Origin of the sequence: Haloferax sp. Q22 (assembly GCF_001482285.1) — an archaeon.
In the GTDB taxonomy this organism is placed as follows: domain Archaea; phylum Halobacteriota; class Halobacteria; order Halobacteriales; family Haloferacaceae; genus Haloferax.
The window spans coordinates 120,321-134,963 of sequence record NZ_LOEP01000005.1; the positions used below are offsets into that span (position 1 = coordinate 120,321).

A 14,643-nucleotide genomic window follows, 5' to 3' on the forward strand; every position below is an offset into this window, starting at 1 on the left:
GGATCAGGGTGAAAAACGCGGGTGAACCTACCGACTGAACTCGATTGCCGCTCCTTGGCCGAAGCCGACGCAGAGCGACGCGAGGCCGCGGTCCACGTCCCGCTTTTGCATCTCGTGGATGAGCGTCACCGGCAGGCGCGCGCCGGACGCCCCGAGGGGGTGGCCGAGCGCGATTGCGCCGCCGTTGACGTTGAGTTTGTCCGCGTCGATACCGAGTTCGCGGCGGGAGTACTCACACTGGCTGGCGAACGCCTCGTTGATTTCGACGAGGCCGTAGTCGTCGATGTCGGTGCCGGCGCGGTCGAGGAGGCCGCGGGTGGCCGGGACCGGACCGATCCCCATGACCGTCGGGTCGACGCCGGCGACGTTGTTCGTGCCGACCGAGGCGAGCACGTCGAGGCCGTGTTCGTCGGCGAACTCGCGGCTAGTGACGAGGACCGCGGCCGCGCCGTCGGTTATCTGCGAGGAGTTGCCGGCGGTGACGGAGCCGTCGCCCGAGAAGGCGGGGTCGAGGCCGCCGAGAATCTCCATCGAGGTGTCGCGGCGGATACCCTCGTCCTCGGTGACGACGCCATCCTCCGTCTCGACCGGGACGATTTCGTCGTCGAAGCGGCCCGAGTCGGTCGCCTCGGCGGCGCGCTGGTGGCTCCGGAACGCGAACTCGTCTTGGGCCTCGCGGGAGACCTCGTACTCGTCTGCGACCTTCTCGGCAGTCATCCCCATCTGGAGTTGGAAGATGTTGTACTGCTCGCTCAGTTCCGGGTGGAGGTGTTGGTAGGAGTCGCCGTCCATCGGCACGCGGGACATGCTCTCGACTCCGCCGGCGACGATGCACTCGCGGTTGCCGGCGGCGATGGCGTCGGACGCGGAGATGATAGCCTGCATCGAGGAGGCGCACCAGCGGTTGATGCTCGTCGCGGGCGTCCCCTCGCCGAGGGCCGACAGGAGCGCGATAACGCGGGCGACGTTGTTGTCCTGTTCGGTGCGCTGTTGGGCGACGCCCCACATCAGGTCCTCCACGTCGTCGGGGTCGACGTCGTGTTCGTCGAGGATGTGGTCGATGAGCGTGACCGAGAGGTCCTCGCTTCGAACGTCTTCGAACACGCCGCCCGCCTTGCCGAACGGCGTGCGGTACGCGGCCGCGATGACTGGCTCTGGCATGGCACATCATCGGGGTTCGAACACCATAAATAGTTTAGAACTCACTATTCGTCGTAACGAGTTGTTCTTCGGGTCGAAAAACGCCGAGAAAACGGTGAAAGTGGAGACGGACGGCACCGAGTCTCGGAACGTCAGGAACGAGTGGCGGAGTCGCTGTCCGGCCGACCGGGGATTCCGCCGGTACCCGCGTCGGCGACTGTTGGCTCCGCCGGGAAGAGCTCCGGCGCGACGTCCGCCGAGGCGTGCTCGAAAGACACGTCGGCGGCGTCGTCAGCCGGGTTGTCAGATGCGGTGCGTTCGGTCATGGTCAGTCGCTCGTGACCGGCTGTTCGGCCTTCGCTTCCTCTTCGGCGAACGGGTACCACGACTGCTTGGCGTCGTGCATGTACGGCGCTTCGAAATCCGTCTCCTCGGGGACGCAGTACTCGGTGACTGCCTCGGTCCCCTCGGCTTCGACCCACTCGCGGAACGTCTGTCCGGGCTCGCGGCGCTCGGCGAACGCCTCCACGAGCGAGGCGATGGCACCCGGGACCTCGTCGGCCGGGATGCGCTGTCGAACCCACTCGACGAACGACGGGTCCTCGCCGATGCCGCCGCCGACGCCGATGTCCATGGCCTCGACCATCTCGCCGTCCTTCTGGGCGCGCATGCCGAACAGGCCGATGTCGGCCGTGTTCGCCTGCCCGCAGTCGGCGGTACAGCCGGAATAGTGGATCTTCAGTTGGCTCACGTCGTCGGGTACGTCCACGTTGTCGCGGAGCCACCGGAGCATCCGAGCGGTCCGGGCTTTCGTCTCCGTGAGCGCGAGCGAACAGAACTCCGTGCCGGTACAGGCGACCGTGCCGCGCTGGAACGGGTTGGGTACGGGCGTGTGCTTCCCGAGGAGCGGTTCGGCGAGTAGGTCGTCGAGCTTCTCCTCCGGCACGTCCATCAGAAGCGGGTTCTGGCGACGGGTGAGACGGACCTCGCCGGAGCCGTACTCGTCGGCAATGTCGGCCAGTTCGATGGCGTCGGACGCCGTGAGCCGACCGACCGCGACGCTGAGGCCGACGTAGTAGTCGCCGTTGGCCTGCTCGTGGACGCCGACGTGGTCGTGTTTCCCGTCGGACTCCGGGCGGCCCGCGTTGTAGGTGTACTCGTCGCGGATGTTCTCGCCCGCAGACGGGAGTTCGAAGTCGACGTACTCCTCCTGGAGCAGGTCGCGAATCTTCTCCGTGCCCCACTCGTCCACGAAGAAGCGACTGCGGGCGCGAGCCCGAACGTCGCGGTTACCGTGTTCGTGGTAGAGTTCGACGAAGCCGCGGACGACCTCGTAGGCGCGCTCTTCGTCGGCGACGAAGATGTCGAGGTCGCGGGCGACGCGCGGCTTTCGGGAGCCGAGGCCGCCGCCGACGCGGACGTTGAAGCCGGTGACGGTCTCACCGTCAATCTCCTTCTTCGCGGGTTCGAGCCCCACGTCGTTTATCGAGTCCTGCGCGCAGCCCTCGCGACAGCCAGTGACGCTGATGTTGAACTTCCGCGGCATGTTCGACAGGGCGTCGTTTCCGCGGAGGTCCTCCTGGAAGCGGTCGAGAAGCGGCTGGGACTCGACGAGCTCGTGTTTGTCGCGGCCGGCGACCGGACAGCCGGTGATGTTCCGCATCGTGTCGCCGCCGGCGGACCGCGAGGAGACGCCCGCCGCTTCGAGCTTCTCCCAGACCTCGGGGATGTCTTCGAGTTCGAGCCAGTGGAGCTGAATCGACTGGCGCGTCGTCAGGTCCAACCAGGCGTCGCCGAACTCGGGGTTCTCGACCGGCCCGGACGCGTAGTCGCGCGCGACCTCGCCGATGGCCCGGAGCTGCCCCGGTTCGAGGACGCCGTTGGCGTTCGTCAGCCGCATCATGAAGTACGAGTCCTGGCCCGTCCGCTGCTGGAAGACGCCCCAGAACTTGAAGCGCGTGAACCACTTGTCGCGCTCGTCTTCGGGGATTGCGTCGACGCCTTTCTCGGCGAACTCCTCGATCTTCTCGCGAACCGCGTCGCCGTAGAGCTCCGACTTCCACGCTTCCTTCTTACTCGCCATTTCCGACCACCAGTGGGCAATCATCCACTATTCCTGTGCGTTTGTTTGCGAACTTGGTCATGTTTCGTGATAACACGACTCGACAGAGGTTCATAAGAGTATTCGTTGAGAATATTTAGAAATCGCCCCCATAAGCCATATTCGTCCATTCTATAACCGAATATTCCGAATATAAGGTTGTATTTTGGGCAGATAGTCGGTCTGTTATTGGACAATCTCAATTGAACATAATGGACGATAATGTGGTATGTGACTCGAACGCGACTCACCGACGAGCGGCGAGCGCGCGCAAGTCGTCGAAGGAGTTCACGTTGTGAAACGCGTGCGTTCCCGCGTGAGCCTCCACTTCGCGGTCGTCGAGGACGGTGACGTCGAGCGCGGACATCACGGCCTGTAGGCGGTCGTCACCGGCTCGGATGGTGTCGGTACAGGCGACCACGCCGGCGCGACAGTGGATGACTGCGGGGAGCGGTTGCATCGTCTCAGAGACCCGTGGGACGACGCCGGCGCCGCCCTGCAGGCGGCCGAAGAGGTGCGAGATGAACCCGCTCGGGACGAGCGGCATGTCGCACGGGAGGACCGCCGCGTACTCGGCGCTCGTCGCCCGCAGCGCGGTTCGCAGGCCGAAGACCGGCCCCCGGTCGGGATGGGAGTCCTCCGCGAACCGGACGTCGAAGTCCAAGAGCGCGCCGGCGAGCGCGTCCCGCTGTTCGGCGCGGCAGTTGACGACGAGTTCGTCGACGACGGGGTCGAGCGAGGCGGCGGCCCGGTGAATCATGGGCTGGCCGCCGACGGTGGCCGTCGCCTTGTCGATGCCGCCGAATCGAGTCGACCGACCGCCGGCGAGAATGATGCCCGCACGGCCGGTGTCGAGGTGAGGGTGCGACTCGTCGGCCATTCTCAGGCGGCGGCGCGTTCGAGTTCGCGGGGCCGTCCGCCGGCGGCGGCGAGCGCCATCAGTCGCTCACCTCGGCCGCGAGGAGGTCGGTTGACGCGGTCGCCTCGGGGTGTTCGAGGCGGACGGCGCACTGCTTGAAGTTCGGTTCGTTCGACTGCGGGTCGACCGCAGGGCTGGTAAGTCGATTAGTCATCGGATGGTGAATAGAGAGCCAGACAAGGCCCGGCGGGACGGCGTCGTCGGGGTCGAGCGTCGCCGGGACCGACGCCCGGCGGGAGACGACGGTGGTTCGGCGGTCGCCCTCGGGGTCGGCGACCGCGTCGCGGTGCGCGTCGATTGTGTCGGGGTGCGCGCGGGCGACCGGCTCGTCCGGCGTGTCGCTGCGCGTGCGGACCCCGGTGTTGTACCCGTCGGCCTCGCGGCCGGTCGTGAGCGTCAGCGGGTACGACTCGTCGGCGGGTTCGGGGAGCGACGATCCAGAGAGCGCGCTGAACTGCGCCTTCCCGGACGGGGTCGGGAACGACCACGTCGGGTCGTCCGACTCCCCGTCGGCGTCGTCGTAGTAGCGGTAGCCACCCTCGCTCGTCGGGTCCGGCGCGGGCCAGCGGACGGCGCGCTCGCCGTCGAGACGGGTGTACGAGAGCCCCGAGCAGTCGGCGTCCGTGCCCTCGGTGAGGGCGGCGAACTCGTCGAACACGTCGCTCGGCGAGACCGACGGTCTCGGAAGCAGTCCGGGCGCGACACGAGCGGCCACGTCGGCGATGATGTCGAGGTCCTGTCTGACGCCCGGCGGCGTCTCGGTGGCCGGACGAACCCGCGAGACCGTCCGCTCCATGTTCATCGTGGTCCCCTCGGATTCGCCCCACGTCGCCGCGGGGAGCACCACGTCGGCGAGTTCGACCGTCTCGGACCGGAAGGCGTCCTGCACGACGAGGAAGGAGTCTTCGAGGACCTCGCGGGCGGCCGTGGCGTCCGGGAACCCGGCGAGCGGGTTGGTCGCGACGGTCCAGACGACCGACGGCGACGACTCGAACATGCCGACCGGCCCGGGTCCGTTGTCGTCGGGGAGCCGGGAGACGGGCACGTTCCACGCCTCGGCGACGGTCCGGCGGTGGTCCGGGTGTTCGAACGGTCGGTGGCCGGGCCACGTCTCCTTCGAGGAGACGACGCGGGTGCCCATCGAGTTCGCCTGGCCGGTGAGAGAAAAGGGGCCGGAGCCGGGACCGAGGTTACCGGAGGCGAGACAGAGGTTCACGAGCGCGCCGGCAGTCGCGGTGCCGCGGACGCTCTGGTTGACGCCCATACCCCAGTAGACGAGCGTGGGCGCGTCGAGGAGCGACGCCAGTTTCTCGACCTCGTCGAGGGTGACGCCGGCCTCCGACGCTGCCTCCTCGACCGGGGGAAGTTCGTCGACGACGCGGTCGAACCCCTCGGTGTGCTCCGCGACGAACGCCTCGTCCACGCGGTCGGTCTCGACGAGATGGCCGAGAACCGCCTGCGCCAGCGCGAGGTCGCCGCCGGGGTCGATGGCGACGTGGTCGTCGGCGACCGACGCGGTCTTCGTCTCGACGGGGTCGACGACGACGAGGTCGCCGTCGTCGGCCGACTGCCGAATCCACCGGAACATTACGGGGTGGGCGACAGCCGGGTTTGCCCCCCAAACGAGGTGGGTCTCCGCCTCGGGGATGTCGTCGTAGGTCGGCGGCGGCGCGTCGCTCCCGAAGGCGCGGTAGTAGGCTTTGACCGCGCTCGCCATGCAGAGCGTCGTGTTCGCGTCGTAGTTTCGGGTGCCGATACCGCCGCGGGCGAGTTTCCCGAGGGCGTAGGCGGCTTCGTTCGTCTGTTGGCCGCTCCCGAGGACGGCGACCTCGTCGGGGTCGTCGGCCATCGCGTCGGTGATGGCGTCGCCGACGCGCGCGAGCGCGTCAGACCACGAGGTCTGCCGGAGTTCCCCGTCTTCCCTGACGAGCGGCCGCGTGAGCCACGACCCGTCAGGGTCGGCCGATTCGCGGATGCCACGACCGCAGGCCAGCCCGTTGTTGACGGGGTGTGAAGGGTCCCCCCGAACCGCTTCCAGCCCGTACGAGGTGTCGGAGCCGAGGTGGACGTGTCCACAGCCCACGGCACAGCGCATGCAGGTCGTCGGGACTTGTTTCGCCACGCGATTCACCACCGGCTGTTCGTCGAGAATGTACCGCATTTGGGCAGGCATCTCGTACCATTCGTGAATATCATTTCACTATCTTGGCTCACAGTGGCGGAAGATAACCATAAAACCCTAATCGTTTAAGAAAGAATATTTTCCCCGAGTATTCTGAAGAAAGAGACAATATACAAGCGTATGAAAGGAATATAATCGCGTAATAAATCCATTTTCGGATATGTTTTTGAATTGTTTTTCTGAAATTAACGTCGCACGACGGGATCGCGCCAAGTTCCTTGTCATCGGGGAAGTTCGGTCGCGCGCACCAGCGGCGGCGCTCCGACGCTCTTATGCGTCTCCCCGGGCAATTTCTGGGGGATGAGTGAACGGGCGCTCGAGGTTGTCGAGTTTCTGCTGACGGCCCACCTCTACACCGACGACCGAACGCTTGACGAAAACGACCTTCCCCCGCGGTATCGACGCGTCTTTTGGGCGGACGCCGAGGACGACGGCGACGAGGACGACTCGTCGATGGCCGGCATCGAGCGACCGCTCGTTGTGACCGAGTCCATCGCGCGGAAGGCGACCGGCGTGGAACACCCCTGGGACGCGATTTCCGACCTTATGTTCACCCAGCGCGAGGACTTCTCCGGCCGCCTCTCTCTGACGCAGCCCGAGATGGCGCTGGAGTGGTTCGTCAAACGAGCCGACTACGACCGGCTCGTGACGAATCCGACGGTCGCGAAGTCGGTCGAGGACCGAGACGACGTGGACGTGACCCACGCAGAGGCCAGAGAACAGACCCGGCCGATTCACGCCGACCGCGTGTGGATAGACAGCCTGCTGGACGAGTACTTCGACGACGAGGACGACGCCGAGATGCTCGACCTCGTGCAGGTCCGCGCGCCCGAGGAAATCGAGATGACCCTCGACGACCTCGTGCTCACGACGGACCAAGAAGGCGAGATTCACAAGCTGATGAAGGCCATCGAACACCGCGAATACCTCGCGGACATCGGCCTCCGCGAAATCGGGAAAATCCTGTTCGTCGGCCCGCCGGGGACCGGCAAGACCACCGTCTCGCGGGCGCTCGCCCACGAGCTCGGCCTCCCGTTCGTCGAGGTGAAGCTCTCGATGATTACGAGCCAGTACCTCGGCGAGACGGCCAAGAACGTCGAAAAGACGTTCGAGGTCGCAAAGCGGCTGTCGCCGTGTATCCTCTTTATCGACGAGTTCGACTCGGTGGCGAAGACCCGCCGGTCGGACGAGCACGCGGCGCTCAAGCGCGCGGTCAACACGCTGCTCAAGAGCATCGACGACATCTCGCTGATTCGTGACGAGGTCATTCTCATCGGCGCGACCAACCACCCCGACCAGCTCGACTCGGCGGCGTGGCGGCGCTTCGACGAAATCGTCAACTTCCCCAAGCCGGACCGCGGGATGCGCGCCGACATCCTCCGGGTCATCACGAACCGAATGGACATCGACGAGTTCGACCCCTCGGCCATCGCCGACGTGACGGAGGGCCTCACCGGCTCCGACCTCCGACTCGTCCTCCGCGAGGCCGTCCTCGAAGCGCTCACCGAAGAGCGGATGGAACTCACGCAGGACGACCTGCTTGAGGCCGTCGCCGACTTCGAAGAGCGTGACAACCTGAAGAACCTCGACATGATGTCCGACTCGTCGGAACTCGTCGCGGGGTCGGGTTCGGACGACGGTCACGACCACAGTCACGACCACGACCACGACCACGCGGACGAACACGAAGGCGAGACACAGAAGGACGCCGGCGCGGCGCAGTAACTCCGTCTTTCTGACAAAATATTTACTAGTGGGTCGCAAACGGCGAGCCGATGCCCTCCAGCAGACGCCGATTCATTCGGACGATTGCGGCGGGCGGGGTTCTCACGGCGCTTTCCGGGTGTACGTCGGACCTCGAATCGTCCACCGAGACGCCCCTTCCCGAACCGGAGTCAAATCCTGCGCCCGCCTCTGGAGACCCGATTACAATCTCGCGCGACTACCGAGCGTCGTCGAAGTACGACTACTACCCAGAGACTGGGGAGATTCGGCGACGCACCGACTATCGCAAACACGTGAACGAGTCGGGAACGACGAAAGAGCCGGTGTACGAACGAGAACCGGCGTCGTCGTGGGTGACGCGAGTCGGCGGGACCGTCGCGGGAGTCGAAGCGATGACGACGGCGCGAGAGCGACTCGGCGTCGAGTCGTTAGCTGACATCAGCCGGGGGATTGGCTACGACGACGGGGAAGCGAGGCGCGTGATGCTCGCCTACGAGGTGTGGCCGAATCGGAGCGGTGAAGCACGAACGCCGTCCGTCGAATTCGAGGCGCTCGTCTCGGCGGTTCCGCGCACGATTACTGCGAACCTCCAGTTCGAAGCGACGACGCTCTCGGGGACGTTCCACCCCGTGGTCGAATTCCGGCAGATATACCGGTCCTGACTCGCCGCGGTCGGCCACGTTTATACCTCGCCGCCCCCGTGGTTGAGTCAATGCGCGTGACCCTCCTCGGGACCGGCGACACGACCGGCACGCCCACCGTCGGGTGCGACTGCGAGACCTGCCTCGCGGCCCGCGAGCGAGGCATCGAGCGGACGCGCTTTTCGGTCCACGTGCAAAACGAGCGGACCGGCGAGTCGCTCCTCGTGGACTTCAGCCCCGACTTCCGCCATCAGTTTCTCACGCAGGACGTGCCGCTTCCCGACGAGGCCTTAGTCACCCACATCCACTTCGACCATCTCGACGGCCTCGGGAACGTCTACCGACTCCTCGACGACCTCGCGGTCCACGCCGCCGACGAGGTCGACCCGGTCACGGGCGAGAGCGTCGCCGACGCGATTCGCTCGAAGTTCGACTACCTCGACCGCATCTCGGTCGAAGACCAGACGCCGTTCGAATCGTTCCGCGCCTGCGGCCTCGACGTGACGTTCGTGCCGGTCGTCCACCCGCCGCTGGTCTGTTACGGCGTCGCCATCGAGGACCCCGAGACGGGCGCGAAGCTCTCGCTGTCCGGCGACTCCACCTACGCCATCCCCGAGGCGTCCCGCGACGTGCTCCGGAACCCCGACCTGCTTCTCGCCGAGGCAATCGTCCCCGCGTCGGTCTGCGAGTACCACCCCATCGGCGGCGACGACTACGACGAAAACGGGGTCGCGCGGACCTTCGGTACGAAGCACATGACCCGCGAGGGAGCCATCGCGCTCGGCGAGGAACTGAACGCCGACGAGACGCGCCTCGTCCACGTGGCACACTACTACCCCGCCGACGAGGCGTTCGAGGAGCCGCTGGCGGTCGACGGCGAGGTGTACGACCTGTGAAGCTGCGAACTATTGCCGGAGACAGGGCGTTCAGGTATCTCATGGTCGCCGGCTTTGTCGCCGCCGCAACGAACTTCGTCCTGACGTACGTCGATACGGGCCGCCTCGACTTCTTCGGGGCGGCCGTGCAGTTCGCCCTCGTCATCGTCATCGGCGTCGCGCTCGTCACCTACTGGAACTACATGGAACAGCGGGCCGACGCGGAGTGAGGGCCGGGAGCGAACCCGGCAGTCCGGTGCGGTTTTGCGACCGGGGCGCGTCGAGACGGTCGTGACCGATATCCTCGCGGCGCTCCGATACAGCACGCCGATGGCAGTCGTCGCCGGCGTCGTCTGGTTCCTCGTCGCCTCGTGGTCCGGCGAGCCGAACTGGGTCGAGGGCGCGGTGTTCGTCGTCGGGTTCGGCGTCGTCGCCACGCTCGGTTGGGTCTACTCAGACGAGCGGAACGAGTAGCGACTCGGCGGGAGGCTGGGCGAGTCAGAAGTACCGGTCGAGTCCCGACTGTCTGCGAACCGCGCCGGGCGGGTCGGCGACCCAACCCGTCCGCGACTCGCGGAGGCCGTCGCGGTCCAGTTCGGGCGGGGCGGCCGCGTCGAACGCCGAGCAGTCGGCACCGCACTCGGAGCCGGGGTCGACCACGCGGTCGAAGTGGGCACAGACGGGGCGGCCGTCGGCGTCGACGCGGGCGTGGGCGCAGGCGGGGAGGTCGTAGGCGCGCCACCCTTTCCCGTAGGCTCGCTCGGCGAGTCGGAGGCGCGCGGTTCGCTTTTCCGCGGGCGAGACGAGCGCCACGTCGGTGTGGAGCGAATGGTACTCGATAGGTTCGACGCCGGTGGAGTGGGGCGACAGCGGGCGTGGCTCGCGGACCACCTCCCGGTCGCCGGTGTCGGGGTCGAAGCGCCAGACGCCGACTTCCTCGGGGATGCGGTTGAGGTGTGCGCCGGTGACGTAGCTCTCAGTCGTGAGAATCACCTCGTCGAAGACCGCGAGGCTCACGTCGAGGCGAAGCTGTCGGAGTAGGTCGCCGGGACTGCCGAGGTCGGGCTTGTTCTCGATGCCGACGAGTCGGGCGAACCAGTCGTCTGGATAGCGGGCGGCGCGGCGGACGTACTCTCGGCTCCGGCGGCGCTCGGACTCGAAGAAGCCGACCTCGACGGCGCGGTCGGTGGCCCGCCGGGCGCGGCCGGGGTGGCAGTCGAAGCCGTCGCGCCAGAAGACGGCGCTTCCGGCCCCCACGTCGCTCTCGATGGCCGTTGCGGGTATCGCGCTGTCGGTGATGCAGGCGCGCTCGTCGAATCCCGGCCCCGGGACGACGGCGCACACGTCGATGATGCGACTCCCCGGCGAGGCGACCGACGCGCCGAGTTGGCGCGCAGGCAGCCAGTCTGTCGTCTGTTCGAGGTGGGCGCAAAGCGCCAGTTCGAAGGCGAACTCCGAGGGCGACGACACCGGAGCGGGCACGTGAGACGGTCGGGGACGGAGCGGCAAAAAGGTCGCTCTCGGAGTCGCCGACAGGTCGTGTCGGTGTTCTCGCATTTGATTTTCGGGGAGGTACATATTTGAAACAGAGCGCGGCAGTACTGACCGATGAAGGGGGAAAACAACGCAACCCACAGTATCAGACGGAGGACGTACCTCGGTATCGCGGCCAGCGCGGGGCTCGCGAGCCTCGCCGGCTGTAGTTCCGGGACGACCGCGAGCGCCGCGAGGGCACCGCCGCAGGTTCCGAAGGGGGCGCTCAAAGCCGGCGGCTGGGAGTACATCGGGGGACACTCCCTCGACCCGGCGTTCGAGCGGTCGGTCGGCCCGGCGAGCGTCTCCGCGGCGTTCGAGACGCTCGTCTACGAGGACATGGACCTCTCCGAGACGCTGAAAGAGAAGACGCTCGGACAGGCCGAGGGGCAGTTCTCCCTGTTCTTCGCGACGCGCGTGACGCTCAATCCGAGCCTGTCGAACCTCCCGGGGACGGTCCGCGGGACGGTCGTCGACCTGGTCGAGAAGCACGCCCGGAAACACTACGAGGGGCAGTTGCGGGACGTGGACGTGACCGACATCGAACAGACGGACACGCGGTCGACGACGGTCGACACCGGTGATTCGGCGCGCGTGACCGAGTACGGAGCCACGATTGCCTTCGACGAGATCACGTTCCCGTTCACCGACGAAAAGGAGTTCACCATCGAGAGCCAGGAGTTCGACGTGAGCGGGATGCTGGCCGTCTTGGAGCACGACGGGACGATTCTCGTCGCCGGCGGCGCACACCCCGGCGAGAACATCGAACTCAGCGTGACCAAGGAGCCGACCGAGGCCATCGAGGTCTCGGTCGACATCGACCTCGAACTCACGCCGGACGCCTACCGCGAGGAGCTTCGCTCGCTCGTCAAGGGCGTCGAATAACCGACGGATTCCGGACTCGATAGCCGTTCGAGGGGGTACTCGAATCGGTCCGCGAACCGTCGTGCTGGGGGGCACGACGAACCATTTTTCGAGGCGTCGCCGGGAGCGGGAGACGCCGCTGAATCGCCGCGCGCGGTGTGTGACCGCCCGACGTAGCCACAGCAGCCCCGGTCCGAGAACAGCACCTTTATCAGTCGTTCGGAGCCAAGTTCACGCAAGATTACTCTCAGGAGGTCAATGGTGACGAAAAACCCACAACAACCGGAGGTGAACATCGGACTCGTCGGTCACGTCGACCACGGAAAGACGACGCTCGTTCAAGCGTTGTCCGGCTCGTGGACGGACCAACACTCGGAGGAGATGAAGCGCGGAATCTCCATCCGACTGGGGTACGCCGACGCGACGTTCCGTCAGATTCCCGGCGTTGACGCGCCGGAGTGTTACACGGTCGAAGAGGAGACCGAAGACGGCGATGAGACGGACGTACTCCGCACCGTCTCGTTCGTCGACGCGCCCGGTCACGAGACGCTCATGGCGACCATGCTCTCTGGTGCCGCCATCATGGACGGCGCCATCCTGCTCGTGAGCGCGACCGAGGACGTGCCGCAGGCCCAGACGGCCGAGCACCTGATGGCGCTCGATATCATCGGCATCGAGAACATCGTCATCGCGCAGAACAAGGTCGACCTCGTCGACCGCGAGCGCGCCCTCGACAACTACGAACAGATCAAGGAGTTCGTGGAGGGAACGGTGGCCGAAGACGCGCCCATCGTCCCCATCAGCGCCCAGCAGGAGGTCAATCTCGACCTCCTCATCGAGGCCATCGAGGAGGAGATTCCGACGCCCGACCGCGACGAGACCGAAAACAGCCGGATGTTCGTCGCGCGCAGCTTCGACATCAACCGCCCGGGGACGACCTGGGACGGCCTCATGGGCGGTGTCATCGGCGGCAGCGTCGTCGCCGGTAAGCTCGAGGAGGGCGATGAACTCGAACTCCGCCCCGGCCGCGAAGTCGACGAGGAGGGCCAGACCGAATGGCGCTCCATCACGACCGAGGTCCGCTCGCTGCAGGCGGGCGGCAACATGGTCGATGAAGTCCGCCCCGGCGGCCTCTGCGGCGTCGGGACCGGTCTCGACCCGAGCTTCACGAAGGGCGACGCACTCGCAGGACAGGTCGCCGGCGAGCCCGGCACGCTCCCGCCGACGCGCGAGCAGTTCACCATGGACGTTGAACTGCTCGACCGCGTCGTCGGCGGCGAGGAAGACGAGGGTATCGACGAGATATCCACCGGCGAGCCCCTGATGCTCACCGTCGGCACCGCGACCACGGTCGGCGCGGTGACGAGCGCGCGAAGCGGCGAGGCGGAAGTCTCGCTCAAGCGCCCCGTCTGCGCCGCCGAAGGTGCGAAGATAGCCATCAACCGCCGCGTGGGCGCCCGCTGGCGGCTCATCGGTATCGGGACGCTCAAGTGACGTGACCGCCACCGTAGTCGTCATGGACACGAACGCGCTCATGATGCCGGTCGAACTCAACGTCCGCGTGTTCGATGAGCTCGACCGGCTGCTCGCGGCCGACGCGGACCTCGTGGTCCCAACTGCCGTCCTCGACGAGCTGGAGAAGCTCTCGGCGGGCGCCGGGACCGAAGGCGTCGCGGCGAGCGTGGGCGCGGACCTGGCGACCCGGTGCCGGGCGGTCGAAACCGAGGAATCGTACGCCGACGACGCGGTCGTCGAACTCGCCGAATCGGGCGAGGCCGACTACGTCGTCACGAACGACAAGCCCCTCCGTGACCGGGTGCTCGACTGCGGGATTCCCGTCGTCGGCATCCGGGGGCACGCCACGCTGGCAATCACGGAACCTTAACGAAACTATGTACAAACGGGTACGACTCAAAGATACAGTCGAAGTCCCACCCCGACACCTGGGCGACGTGACGCCCGAGCGGGTCAAGCGACTGTTGCAGGACAAGTTGGAAGGACGGATGGACGAGGACGTGGGGAGCGTCGTGAGCGTCGTGAACGTCAACGACATCGGCGAGGGCACCGTGCTGCCCAACCGCCCCGGCGTCTACTACGAGGCCGATTTCGACGCCATCACCTACGACCCCGACATGCAGGAGGTCGTCGACGGCATCGTGGTCGAAGTCGTCGAGTTCGGTGCCTTCGTCGGCATCGGACCGGTCGACGGGCTGCTGCACGTCTCGCAGATATCCGACGAATATCTCGCCTACGACGGCGAGAATCAACAGCTCGCGTCGACCGAGTCCAACCAGACGCTCGCCGTCGACGACGAGGTGCGCGCACGCATCGTCACGAAGAGCATCGACGAGCGCAACCCGCGCGACTCGAAGATCGGCCTCACGGCCAAACAGCCGGGGCTCGGCAAGCACGGCTGGCTCGAATCGAAGCGCCAGCAGAGCGAGGCCTCGGCGGAGGGTAACTGATGGCGAAGCCCCGTCTCGCCTGCCGCGAGTGCCACTTCGTCAACGATCCGGACAAACAGACGTGCGAGAACTGCGGGTCGAGCAGTCTCACCGAGGACTGGGCGGGTTACGTCGTCATCACCCACCCCGAAGACAGCGAAATCGCCACCGAGATGAACGTCACCGAACCCGGTGGCTACGCGCTCAAGGTCCGCTGAG

Annotated in this window: 16 protein-coding genes; 10 read left to right on the forward strand and 6 right to left on the reverse strand. The window is 66.4% G+C overall.

The annotated features are described in order from the left end of the window. Window positions 1-27 precede the first annotated feature (27 nt). The 5 genes from AM590_RS01525 to nasA all read right to left on the reverse strand — a co-directional run bounded on the left by AM590_RS01525 (window position 28) and on the right by nasA (window position 6,321). On the reverse strand, window positions 28-1,161 hold the full coding sequence (locus AM590_RS01525) for a thiolase family protein (protein ID WP_042662246.1): 1,134 nt from the start codon (window positions 1,159-1,161) through the stop codon (window positions 28-30). A gap of 131 nt (window positions 1,162-1,292) precedes the next feature. Beyond that, window positions 1,293-1,466 carry a hypothetical protein gene (locus AM590_RS20695; RefSeq protein WP_172795732.1) on the reverse strand — a complete coding sequence of 58 codons (174 nt, stop codon included), beginning with the start codon at window positions 1,464-1,466 and terminating at the stop codon, window positions 1,293-1,295. Between the two features lie 2 nt (window positions 1,467-1,468). Continuing rightward, window positions 1,469-3,223, reverse strand: coding sequence for a nitrite/sulfite reductase (locus AM590_RS01530; protein WP_058825899.1), 1,755 nt, complete (start codon window positions 3,221-3,223; stop codon window positions 1,469-1,471). A 265-nt stretch (window positions 3,224-3,488) separates the two neighbouring features. Next, the gene (locus tag AM590_RS01535) at window positions 3,489-4,121 is read right to left on the reverse strand and encodes a molybdenum cofactor guanylyltransferase (RefSeq protein ID WP_058825900.1); all 633 of its coding nucleotides are present in this window, start codon (window positions 4,119-4,121) and stop codon (window positions 3,489-3,491) included. Between the two features lie 58 nt (window positions 4,122-4,179). Beyond that, window positions 4,180-6,321 carry an assimilatory nitrate reductase NasA gene (nasA, locus tag AM590_RS01540; RefSeq protein ID WP_172795733.1) on the reverse strand — a complete coding sequence of 714 codons (2,142 nt, stop codon included), beginning with the start codon at window positions 6,319-6,321 and terminating at the stop codon, window positions 4,180-4,182. Window positions 6,322-6,642: 321 nt separating this feature from the next. Between nasA and AM590_RS01545 the strand changes: the two genes are divergently transcribed. The 5 genes from AM590_RS01545 (at window position 6,643) to AM590_RS01565 (ending at window position 10,057) form a co-directional block, all read left to right on the forward strand. Beyond that, on the forward strand, window positions 6,643-8,067 hold the full coding sequence (locus tag AM590_RS01545) for an ATP-binding protein (protein WP_058825902.1): 1,425 nt from the start codon (window positions 6,643-6,645) through the stop codon (window positions 8,065-8,067). Window positions 8,068-8,117: 50 nt separating this feature from the next. Further along, window positions 8,118-8,729 carry a hypothetical protein gene (locus AM590_RS21060; protein WP_253805812.1) on the forward strand — a complete coding sequence of 204 codons (612 nt, stop codon included), beginning with the start codon at window positions 8,118-8,120 and terminating at the stop codon, window positions 8,727-8,729. 50 nt (window positions 8,730-8,779) lie between these two features. Further along, window positions 8,780-9,604 carry an MBL fold metallo-hydrolase gene (locus tag AM590_RS01555; protein WP_058825903.1) on the forward strand — a complete coding sequence of 275 codons (825 nt, stop codon included), beginning with the start codon at window positions 8,780-8,782 and terminating at the stop codon, window positions 9,602-9,604. Then, entirely contained in the window at window positions 9,601-9,813 is a 213-nt protein-coding gene (locus AM590_RS01560) for a hypothetical protein (RefSeq protein WP_058825904.1), read from the forward strand. The genes AM590_RS01555 and AM590_RS01560 overlap by 4 nt, the downstream gene beginning before the upstream one ends. Window positions 9,814-9,874: 61 nt before the next feature. Beyond that, window positions 9,875-10,057 carry a hypothetical protein gene (locus AM590_RS01565; RefSeq protein WP_241768023.1) on the forward strand — a complete coding sequence of 61 codons (183 nt, stop codon included), beginning with the start codon at window positions 9,875-9,877 and terminating at the stop codon, window positions 10,055-10,057. Window positions 10,058-10,081: 24 nt separating this feature from the next. Here AM590_RS01565 and AM590_RS01570 read toward each other — a convergent pair whose 3' ends face one another. Continuing rightward, a complete protein-coding gene (locus AM590_RS01570; protein WP_172795734.1) occupies window positions 10,082-11,065 on the reverse strand; it encodes a DUF5787 family protein in 984 nt (327 codons plus the stop codon). Window positions 11,066-11,191: 126 nt separating this feature from the next. On the opposite strand from AM590_RS01570, the gene AM590_RS01575 reads away from it, so the two are divergent. The 5 genes from AM590_RS01575 to spt4 all read left to right on the forward strand — a co-directional run bounded on the left by AM590_RS01575 (window position 11,192) and on the right by spt4 (window position 14,642). Next, on the forward strand, window positions 11,192-12,001 hold the full coding sequence (locus AM590_RS01575; protein ID WP_058825905.1) for a DUF6517 family protein: 810 nt from the start codon (window positions 11,192-11,194) through the stop codon (window positions 11,999-12,001). Window positions 12,002-12,238: 237 nt separating this feature from the next. After that, on the forward strand, window positions 12,239-13,474 hold the full coding sequence (locus AM590_RS01580) for a translation initiation factor IF-2 subunit gamma (RefSeq protein ID WP_058825906.1): 1,236 nt from the start codon (window positions 12,239-12,241) through the stop codon (window positions 13,472-13,474). A 22-nt stretch (window positions 13,475-13,496) separates the two neighbouring features. Further along, window positions 13,497-13,865 carry a twitching motility protein PilT gene (locus AM590_RS01585; RefSeq protein WP_058826019.1) on the forward strand — a complete coding sequence of 123 codons (369 nt, stop codon included), beginning with the start codon at window positions 13,497-13,499 and terminating at the stop codon, window positions 13,863-13,865. 7 nt (window positions 13,866-13,872) lie between these two features. After that, entirely contained in the window at window positions 13,873-14,445 is a 573-nt protein-coding gene (locus AM590_RS01590; protein ID WP_004041780.1) for a DNA-directed RNA polymerase, read from the forward strand. Beyond that, window positions 14,445-14,642 carry a transcription elongation factor subunit Spt4 gene (gene spt4, locus AM590_RS01595; RefSeq protein WP_004041779.1) on the forward strand — a complete coding sequence of 66 codons (198 nt, stop codon included), beginning with the start codon at window positions 14,445-14,447 and terminating at the stop codon, window positions 14,640-14,642. The genes AM590_RS01590 and spt4 overlap by 1 nt, the downstream gene beginning before the upstream one ends. Window position 14,643: the final 1 nt, after the last annotated feature.

What these genes read in the sequence shown, in the direction of transcription:
- AM590_RS01555 (WP_058825903.1), top strand. Translation starts at nt 8,780, where the DNA reads ATGCGCGTGACCCTCCTCGGGACCGGCGACACGACCGGCACGCCCACC.
- AM590_RS01590 (WP_004041780.1), top strand. Translation starts at nt 13,873, where the DNA reads ATGTACAAACGGGTACGACTCAAAGATACAGTCGAAGTCCCACCCCGA.
- AM590_RS01545 (WP_058825902.1), top strand. Translation starts at nt 6,643, where the DNA reads ATGAGTGAACGGGCGCTCGAGGTTGTCGAGTTTCTGCTGACGGCCCAC.
- AM590_RS01580 (WP_058825906.1), top strand. Translation starts at nt 12,239, where the DNA reads ATGGTGACGAAAAACCCACAACAACCGGAGGTGAACATCGGACTCGTC.
- AM590_RS01525 (WP_042662246.1), bottom strand. Translation starts at nt 1,161, where the DNA reads ATGCCAGAGCCAGTCATCGCGGCCGCGTACCGCACGCCGTTCGGCAAG.
- AM590_RS01585 (WP_058826019.1), top strand. Translation starts at nt 13,497, where the DNA reads ATGGACACGAACGCGCTCATGATGCCGGTCGAACTCAACGTCCGCGTG.
- AM590_RS20695 (WP_172795732.1), bottom strand. Translation starts at nt 1,466, where the DNA reads ATGACCGAACGCACCGCATCTGACAACCCGGCTGACGACGCCGCCGAC.
- spt4 (WP_004041779.1), top strand. Translation starts at nt 14,445, where the DNA reads ATGGCGAAGCCCCGTCTCGCCTGCCGCGAGTGCCACTTCGTCAACGAT.
- AM590_RS01535 (WP_058825900.1), bottom strand. Translation starts at nt 4,121, where the DNA reads ATGGCCGACGAGTCGCACCCTCACCTCGACACCGGCCGTGCGGGCATC.
- AM590_RS21060 (WP_253805812.1), top strand. Translation starts at nt 8,118, where the DNA reads ATGCCCTCCAGCAGACGCCGATTCATTCGGACGATTGCGGCGGGCGGG.
- AM590_RS01575 (WP_058825905.1), top strand. Translation starts at nt 11,192, where the DNA reads ATGAAGGGGGAAAACAACGCAACCCACAGTATCAGACGGAGGACGTAC.
- nasA (WP_172795733.1), bottom strand. Translation starts at nt 6,321, where the DNA reads ATGCGGTACATTCTCGACGAACAGCCGGTGGTGAATCGCGTGGCGAAA.
- AM590_RS01530 (WP_058825899.1), bottom strand. Translation starts at nt 3,223, where the DNA reads ATGGCGAGTAAGAAGGAAGCGTGGAAGTCGGAGCTCTACGGCGACGCG.